This is a genomic window from Allopontixanthobacter sp., assembly GCF_034376665.1.
Taxonomy (GTDB): domain Bacteria; phylum Pseudomonadota; class Alphaproteobacteria; order Sphingomonadales; family Sphingomonadaceae; genus Allopontixanthobacter.
On record NZ_JAXMJI010000043.1, the window covers coordinates 21,711 to 30,230 of the forward strand.

Annotated in this window: 4 protein-coding genes; 1 reads left to right on the plus strand and 3 read right to left on the minus strand. The window is 60.3% G+C overall.

The features are described from left to right. Nucleotides 1–51: 51 nt before the first annotated feature. From U0988_RS04350 to U0988_RS04360, 3 genes are all read right to left on the minus strand, one after another. Nucleotides 52–2,532: a glycoside hydrolase family 3 protein gene (locus tag U0988_RS04350; protein WP_322291417.1), complete on the minus strand. Its 2,481-nt coding sequence runs from the start codon at nucleotides 2,530–2,532 to the stop codon at nucleotides 52–54. Nucleotides 2,533–2,680: 148 nt separating this feature from the next. Beyond that, the gene (locus U0988_RS04355; protein WP_322291418.1) at nucleotides 2,681–3,769 is read right to left on the minus strand and encodes a LacI family DNA-binding transcriptional regulator; all 1,089 of its coding nucleotides are present in this window, start codon (nucleotides 3,767–3,769) and stop codon (nucleotides 2,681–2,683) included. Nucleotides 3,770–3,923: 154 nt separating this feature from the next. Next, entirely contained in the window at nucleotides 3,924–7,058 is a 3,135-nt protein-coding gene (locus U0988_RS04360) for a TonB-dependent receptor (protein ID WP_322291419.1), read from the minus strand. 257 nt (nucleotides 7,059–7,315) lie between these two features. Between U0988_RS04360 and U0988_RS04365 the strand changes: the two genes are divergently transcribed. Then, the coding region (locus U0988_RS04365; RefSeq protein ID WP_322291420.1) for a tryptophan halogenase family protein at nucleotides 7,316–8,520 on the plus strand (1,205 nt) is incomplete at its 3' end.

Consider the following 8,520-nt stretch of genomic DNA (forward strand, 5'->3'; position numbering starts at 1 on the left):
CACATATTCCAGCGACTGCCGGACGCCGGGCATAGGTTCCGAAGCGGCCGATCATTTCCATGCGGGCGGGCACGTACTATCGGTTGCAGCTGCGTCAATGCGGACGGCCAGCAGCGTGAACGCCAGCCCCTCGTTTCCTTCCACACGGAAAGCGTTTCCGACGGTCTCGAGCTCGGCCGCGTTATCTGCGAAGCATCGGAGCGGAATGACCAGACTGCCGACCGAGCCGGTGGGTGCCGCCGCCAGCCAGTTTGCCAGCGAAACCGCACGGTCGCCGAATACCAGCGCAGTCGTGCCGGTCCCTTTCGCGTCGATCCGCCAATCGATTCTGAGCGCCGCCCCATCGTCGAACTGGCTGCGCAGATTGGCCGGTGGACCTTCGATGCTGACCGAACCGGCGCCCTTGAAGACAAAGGCCTTGCCGTCTTCCTGTGCGTTTACATCGACCGACTTCACGGTGACCTCGCCCGCAGGACTGACTGCAGAACTGGCTTCGACGGGACGTTTGCCGCCGGTATCGGTGACCGACAGGGTCCAGGGCGGGGCAGCGCGGCCGGCAGCGAAATAGTTCTCGACATTCATTGCCTTGGCCAGATCAATCCCGGGATCTTCGGACAGGACGCCTACTTCTCCGGGTTTGGCATAAGTCAGGCCGTAGCCGCGATCGAACAGGGGTTCATCGATGGGATAGCTGGCATCGGACGGCCAGCGGAAGGGCAGCTTGCCGGTGAAATCATAGGCTGGCTCGCCGGATTTCGGAGCGACCAGCACATCTGCCAGACCTTGACCCTGCGTGCCCGGCAACCATGCGGCGACAAAGGCCTCGGAGGCGTTGATTTCCGGGCTGGTGAACATCGGACGTCCCGACAGGAATACCGAAACGACCGGGATGCCCTGTGCTTTCAGTCGCTTGATCAGGGCGAGGTCCTGCGCGCCGGAAGGCTGGTAATCCAGTGTCGGTACGTCGCCCTGAAATTCCGCGTAGGGCCGCTCGCCAAACACCACGATCGCGACGTCCGGCCTTGCAGTGAACTGCCCGTCCGGAGCCAATTGGGCTGTGCCGCCGGCAGCGCGGACCGCGTCAGACAGACCCTGCCAGATGGTCCGGCCGTTCTTGAAATCGTCCGCCGTGACATCGGTACCTTGCCAGCTGATGGTCCAGCCACCGGACTGGATCGCGATATTGTCCGCAGCCGGGCCGGTTACCAGGACGTTGGCACCGGCACGGATCGGCAGAATTCCGCCGTTGTTCTTAAGCATCACCAGCGACTTGCGAACCGCTTCCCGCGCCAGCGCGAGGTGATCGGGCGCGCCGATCGCGGCGTAATTGCTGCGATCCTGCATGGGATTGTCGAGCAGGTCGAGCTTCAGCTTTACCCGAAGGATGCGGCGGACTGCATCGTCCAGACGCTCCCGGGGTATCGTGCCGTCACGAGCCTGCCTGAGTGTCGTTTCGTAGAGACCTTTCCAGCTGTCCGGGGCCATGAACATATCGAGCCCGGCGTTGATCGACTGCGCACAGTCGGTGACGCTGCAGGCGGCGACCTGGCCGTGGCCATTCCAGTCGCCCACCACAAAGCCCTGAAAGCCCATCCGGTCTTTCAGCACATCGGTCAGCAGGGATTTGTTGCCGTGATGCTTGATGCCGTTCCAGCTGGAAAAACTGGCCATAACGGTCAACGCGCCGGCGTTGATTGCGGGGGGATATCCGGCAGCGTGGACGGCAACCAGTTCGGATTCGTCAATCACGGCATCGCCCTGATCCTTGCCGCCAAGGGTGCCGCCGTCCGCCAGAAAATGCTTTGCGGTCGCGGCAACCTTCCCCTTCTGCAGCGGCGCGCCCGGCTCCAGCGTTCCCTGGAGGCCGAGCACCATTGCGGACGCGTATTCCGCCACGATCGAGGGGTCGGACGAATAGCCTTCGTAGGTCCGACCCCAGCGCGGGTCCTGCGGGACGGCCAGCGTCGGAGCGAACGTCCATTCGATACCGCTACCGGCAACCTCGGCAGCGGTTGCTGCGCCGATCCGGCGGATCATCTCGGGATCGCGGGCGGCCCCAAGGCCGATGTTATGCGGAAAGATCGTCGCGTCGGGAATATTGTTGTGTCCGTGGACGGCATCCACGCCGAAAATGATCGGGATCGCGATACCGTTCGTAGCAGGGCGTAGCGATGCGGTGCGAAATTCACGGACCATGCGGTCCCAATCGGCCACCGTCCCGCGCTCGTTGTCATAGGGGCCGCTGTTACCGCCCGCCAGGATCGATCCGAGTTGATAGGTGTGCAGATCTTCGGGTGTGATGGTGCTGATGTCGGCCTGAATCAGCTGACCTACCTTCTGTTCGACGGTCATGCGCGACAGCAGATCGGTGATCCGGCTTTCAGTGGCATCGCTGGTAATGGCGGCGGGGCTGCTGGCTGCGGGCCAGTTCGCGGGATCCGCCACCGCACCGAGAGGGCTCTCGCCGCTTACGCTCGAAGTGCACGATGCGAGCAAGATCGCGCACGTGATTGTGAAGAATTTACCCTGCATACCACTCCCTAGTCTGGTCGTTTGTGAACGTTCCCAGAAATGTTCTACACACCGGTTTGGCAAAAGCAAGCAACTAAGGCCCGATCTTCCGGGTCGGCTGCCGACAGCTCTGCGCCGCAGCCGGTAACGGCTCCGTCAGTGGAAAAAACTATTGGTTTGCTGCGACGGCCCGGCGCGTGCCCTGCCGTTCGCGGGGTGGAGCAGTGGAGTCACGCTCGATCAATTTGGCGGCCACGGTTGTCGGGCCTTCGGGCAAGTCCTGTCCCCGCTGCGCGGCCACAATCAATTCCACCGCCAGCGCGGTGGTTTCGGCAATGGGTTGGTCGATAGCGGTGAGCGCCGGGCTGGTGAACAAGGTCATCGGGGTGTTGTCGAAGCTGATGACAGACAGATCCTGCGGTACTTCGAGACCCAACTCGCGGGCGACATCGACCGTTGCTTTCGTCATGTGGTCGCTGCTGGCGATGATTGCGGTGGGCCTTGGATCGAGCGCCAGCAATTGCCGGGCTGCGACCAGTCCGGAATCGTAGGTAAAGTCACCTTGGGCACACAGGCCGTCGACCGGCAGATCGGCTTCCTGCATTTCGGCTTCCCAGCCAGCCGCGCGCCACTCGCTCAGCTTGTAATCGGCCGCGCCCTTGATGAATCCGATGCGCTGATGCCCCAGGTCCAGCAGATGACGGGTGGCGGTACGAGCAGCGCCTTCATCGCCCATTATCAGTGCAATTCCGCCGCTCCCCCCCGTCGAGCCGATTTGCGCAAAAGGTATCTTCTCGCGCAGAAGCAGCTCGGTAATCTGGGGGTTGTCGGAATGGGGCGGGGTCAGGATCACGCCGTCCGGTTGCAGTGCGGCGATACAGCCTTGCAATTCCCGTTCGACATGGTCCGAATGGGTATCGACGAGTTCGAAAATCAGCCGGTAACCGTGCTTGGCGCATTCGAGCATTCCGCCCATCAGCATCTGGTCGACCCAGTCGGTGCCTTCCCGGGCGCGCCAATCGGCAATAGTGCGTTCGCGGTCGTTGAGGGCGAGGATCAGATAGGAATGCGATCCGCTCATGCGCTGGGCGGCGATGGACGGGACATAGCCCAATTTGTCGATCGACGCCTGAACCCGCTTCTTCATTTCCGGGCGGACATTGATTTCCCGATTGATGACACGGCTCACCGTTTGCAGGGAAACCCCCGCATCAGCAGCAACATGTTTGATCGTGACTGCTTGTCGCCGCCTGGCCATTTAACTAAAATCCTGCAAATCGGTGTCAATAGGTCCGTTAGCGCGCTCTACCCGGCAATGCCAGACGGGCCAGCCGCCGACCAACGCCCGAACGCGCAACGGGCCCTTGCCGAATGACAAGAGCCCGCTCGCGAAACGCCCCCTCGGCGTATTCTCAGAAATCGAAGCGGGCCAGGAACGTATAGCGCCTGTCGTTGCGGAAGGCAGAGCGTGTCAGGCGCGTTCCGTCAAAATCCACCACCTGCGTAGTACGCGTTACTGCGTCGAGCAAATTGACACCCTGCACGCCCAGTTTGATGTTTTCGGTAACCGCATAGAAGATCGAGGCATCGAGTTGCCCGGTAGATTCCTGCCAGATGGGCGAGAACGGGAAGATGTCATCGCGCGGAGTGATCAGGAAATCAGACCGCCAGTTGTAGGCTGCGCGGGCGGCAAACGGACCTTTCTCGAAAAACACCGTTGCGTTGACGGTGTGCTCCGAAACTCCCTGAAGCGGCTGCCGAGACGCAAAGCTGCCGCGGTTACCGATGAGATCGGGATTGGAGAAATCGCCCGCATCGACATAGGTGTAGGTTAGCTGCGTACCAAGCCCGCTCAATATCCCCGGAAGGAAATCGTAAGTCTGCTGGTGAGCGATTTCCACGCCCTTCAGGGTTCCGCCGAGCTCGTTACTAGGTCCGTTCACTTCAACTTCGATGGCGCCATTCGTGGATGGGTAATCCACCGAATTCACGCCGCTACTCACGATCCCCTTAATGTCCTTGACGAACGCTGACACTGTAATGGATCCGACAGTGTCGAAATACCATTCGGCAGAGAGATCATAGTTCCAGGAAGACGTCGCGCGGACATTCCGGTTACCCGTGAACAGCTGGAACAGCGGACCCGTTTCGAGTGTGCCATCATCAGCCAGATCAGCAGTATTGTCGCCAATCGTGCCGCCAGCGCGGAACAGCGCCAGATCAGGGCGCGAAATGCCCTTCGAGACAGCGAAGCGGAACAACAAGCCTCCGCCCACGTCGAGCTTGGCATTGAAGCTTGGCAGCCAGTGATCGAAGGTAATATCTCGATCATCGACGATAACCTCGCCGGTATGCGCGGCAGCAAACTCAGCCTTTCGGCCTGCGGAAAGCTGGCAGAAATCCAGGCCTGGCGCGCCGCCGGGTGCGTTGTCGCAAACGGACTGGATTTCCGCCACCTGAACAATGCCGTCGCCATTGCCGCCGGCCAGTGGATTGTCGAACCGTTCAGGATCGGGCAGCGTGATCAAGCCGCCGCTTTCGACAGTCGTGTGGACGTAGCGCACACCGAAATTCCCGGTGAGTTCCATGCCACTGCCGAACATGGTGCCGAAATCGACACGCGCATAGCCTGCCTTGGTTTTCTCGTTCACATCCGAAATCTCGGCGGTGCAGAAGGGATCACACGGCGTTCCGTCAGCATTCAAGCGGTCGGTAATCGGCTCCCATGCCTCACCCAGGCGATCCGGGAAGGAGAAACGGGTGATTGCCGCACCCTGCGCGGCAGTTGTGCCATCGAGATATTCGCCGATGAAATCGTCGCCGCCAAAGAAGAAGCCACCGCCTATCTCATTCGGATTGGGCGCATTGCCGCGCTGGAATCCGTCTGCGAAGGGATTACGGACTTTCGTCGCATCCGGGAAGTCTCCCGGATAAGCGCCCCCGCAACCGTAGGCCTGAGGATCGGAACAGTTCCAGTTGTTGTTGCGGCCGGTCCAAGGGGCGCCAAGCGTACCCCAGTTGCCGAAGTTGGTGTCGCGAGTCACGCGGTTGCGTTCTGCCCAGCGGGTACCGAAGCGCGCCTGCTTGAAGAAGCCATCGTCGCTGATGTCATATTCCGCATCGAAACGAACGCTGTCGAGTTCACCTTCGTTGCGCGCCTGGCTGTCCAGCAGGAACCAGAAGTAAGTGTATGCCGGATCAGCGAACAGGTTCGATGGCCCGCCTTGCGGGGTGATGAACTCGACCTGCGGCGTCTTGCCGGTGTTGTCGATCCGCAAGTCGGAGAAAGTATTCATCGTCCCGATGATCGCATCCTGGCGCAAGGTGGAGCCGATATGCTGCAATTCGAAATTGAAGCGAAGACGATCAGTCGCTTCGAATTTTGCATCGAAGGAAAAATCTTCGGTGGTTGCTGCGGTCTCGCGCTGGAAACGCAGGAGTTCGGTCGGCAGGCCGCCCCAGGGGGAGAAGCCCGAATCGCCGCCGGTCTGGGTCAGTGTCCCGGTCTGGAAAATACCGTTTTCGTCAAACGTCCACGTGCTGCCGTCGGCTTCTACAGGAAAACCGGCATCATTGTTGACCAGCGCCAGAATGGCGTGTTCATCGGTGAAGAAATTGGTTTCGGAGCGAAGGTACTCGGCTGTGACAACCAGCCGCCCGTCTCCACTTTCGAACTGCGCGACTGCCGAGAATGCCTCGCGGTCACGCTCAAGCTCGGTGGTGCGGACACCGGCACCTTTGGGAACGACGACCGTCCCCGCAGGTGGGAAATTCGTTTCGTCGAAGAGCGGGGCACCGCCGAACGGGTTCTGCGGACGGATACACGTCGTGTCGAGCGAAGCTTCACGATAGCACGGGTCGGTCAGCTGCGAGGCATCGGTGCGGCTGATCAGTTCGGACTTTGCATAACCGAGCTGGAAGCCGAACCTGCTACCGCCAGGCGTGTCAAAGGTGTTCGAAACGGTTGCAGAGAACCCGGGCGACCATTCCTTCGCCAGATCGCCGTAATTGCCTTCGATGGTACCGGCAACGTGGAAACCCGGATTGTCGAGCGGCTTGCGGGTGACGAGGTTGACCGTGCCGGCGATGCCGCCGTCGATCATGTCAGCGGTAACGTTCTTGAAGACTTCGACACGTCCGAGAAGCTCGGGTGAGACGTCGTTGAACGAAAGTACGGTGCCGCCGGTGGCAGAGAAAATATCGCGGCCGTTGAGTTCGGACCGGACAAAGGGAAGGCCGCGAATGATCACGCCGGTGCCTTCAACCGAGAAACGATCGGGGTCGGTGGTCTTTTCGAAACGGCCGATATTGACGCCGGGAACGCGCTGCAGCGCCTCCGCGACAGAACGGTCAGGCAGCGCCCCGATATCTTCGGCGGAAATCACATCCACGAAGGTATCGGCGTTGCGCTTGATGTCCTGCGCGTTTCCGAGAGAGGCGCGGAATCCGCTGACGACGATGACATTCTCGTCATCGATTTCGGCGGCTTCTTCCGTGGGCTCTTCCGGAGTCGTTTCCTGAGCCATTGCGGCCGAGCTCAGGCCCATGCAAAGCGCCAGGCTGGAAACTGCGCCAAGGGCAATTCCGCGATTCGAAACCGGACGAACCCAACCAAAACTATTGTGAACCAACGAATCTCTCCCTCTTGCCGGGAGATGTTACCTCCCCCGTTTGGCCATGTGGTAATCAAAAATGTGATCGTTCACAAGTGGAAAATGAACGTTCACAATTTGATTGCCGCGCGATCGGTGCTAGTGCGCCCGCTGACGGTCGGTATCCACCAAACACCAGCTTGGATAATTCTATGGCAATCGAGAAAATCATCATCGTAGGCGGCGGAACGGCGGGCTGGATGGCGGCAGCAGCGCTTTCGCGGCTAATCGCCGGACGCAAGGTGGCGATTACACTGGTCGAATCGGAGGCCATCGGAACGGTCGGAGTGGGTGAAGCCACGATCCCGCCGTTTGTCGAATTCAACCAGTTGCTCGAAGTCGAAGAACGCGAAATGCTCGCCGCCTCGCAAGGCACGTTCAAGCTGGGCATTCAGTTCGTGAACTGGGGCAAACAAGGCGATAGCTACATCCATCCGTTCGGCGCCTATGGCTACCAGATGGGCGGGGTGTCGTTCCATCATGTCTGGCACCGGATCAAAGCAGCCGGCGACAAACGCCCGATCCAGGTCTTCAATGTCGAGACCATGGCTGCCCATTTCGGCAAATTCTCACGCAGTGCGGATTTCAAGCGGGATGATCTTCCCCCGGTCAATTACGCCTATCACATCGATGCGGGACGTTACGCCGCATTCCTGCGCAAATATGCCGAGACCCGCGGCGTTGTTCGCCAGGAAGGCAAGGTAGATGATGTGGCGCTGGATGGTGAAACGGGTTTCGTGAAATCGTTGACGCTGGAAAGCGGCGCGAAAATCGAAGGCGACCTGTTCATCGATTGCTCCGGCTTTCGCGGGCTGCTCATCGAACAGGCGCTGAAAACCGGGTATGAGGATTGGACTCACTGGCTGCCGTGCAACCGGGCGGTGGCGATGCCGTGCAACCGCGAGGATGGCAGTCCGCCGCTGCCGTACACGCGCGCGACCGCACATTCGGCCGGTTGGCAATGGCAGGTTCCGCTGCAACATCGCAACGGCAACGGGCACGTCTATTCCAGCGAGCATATGAGCGATGACGAGGCGCATGACATCCTCGTTCGCGGCCTTGCGGGTAAGCCGACTGCAGATCCGAACTTTCTGCGCTTCGTTACCGGGCGGCGGAAGAAATTCTGGAACGGAAACGTCGTGGCGCTGGGACTGGCTGCGGGATTCATGGAGCCGCTGGAATCAACCTCGATCCATCTCGTCAATTCGGGCATCAACAAGCTGCTGGCCGTGCTTTCGCTCGATGGGGTCGACCAGACCCAGGCCGATGTGTTCAACCGGCTGACGGTCAAGGAATACGAACGGATCCGCGATTTCCTGATCCTGCATTATCACGCCACCACGCGCGACGACAGCGA

Bases quoted from the DNA above. Each gene is read 5' to 3' on its own strand.
- U0988_RS04350 (WP_322291417.1), bottom strand. From the start codon at position 2,532: ATGCAGGGTAAATTCTTCACAATCACGTGCGCGATCTTGCTCGCATCG.
- U0988_RS04355 (WP_322291418.1), bottom strand. From the start codon at position 3,769: ATGGCCAGGCGGCGACAAGCAGTCACGATCAAACATGTTGCTGCTGAT.
- U0988_RS04360 (WP_322291419.1), bottom strand. From the start codon at position 7,058: ATGGGCCTGAGCTCGGCCGCAATGGCTCAGGAAACGACTCCGGAAGAG.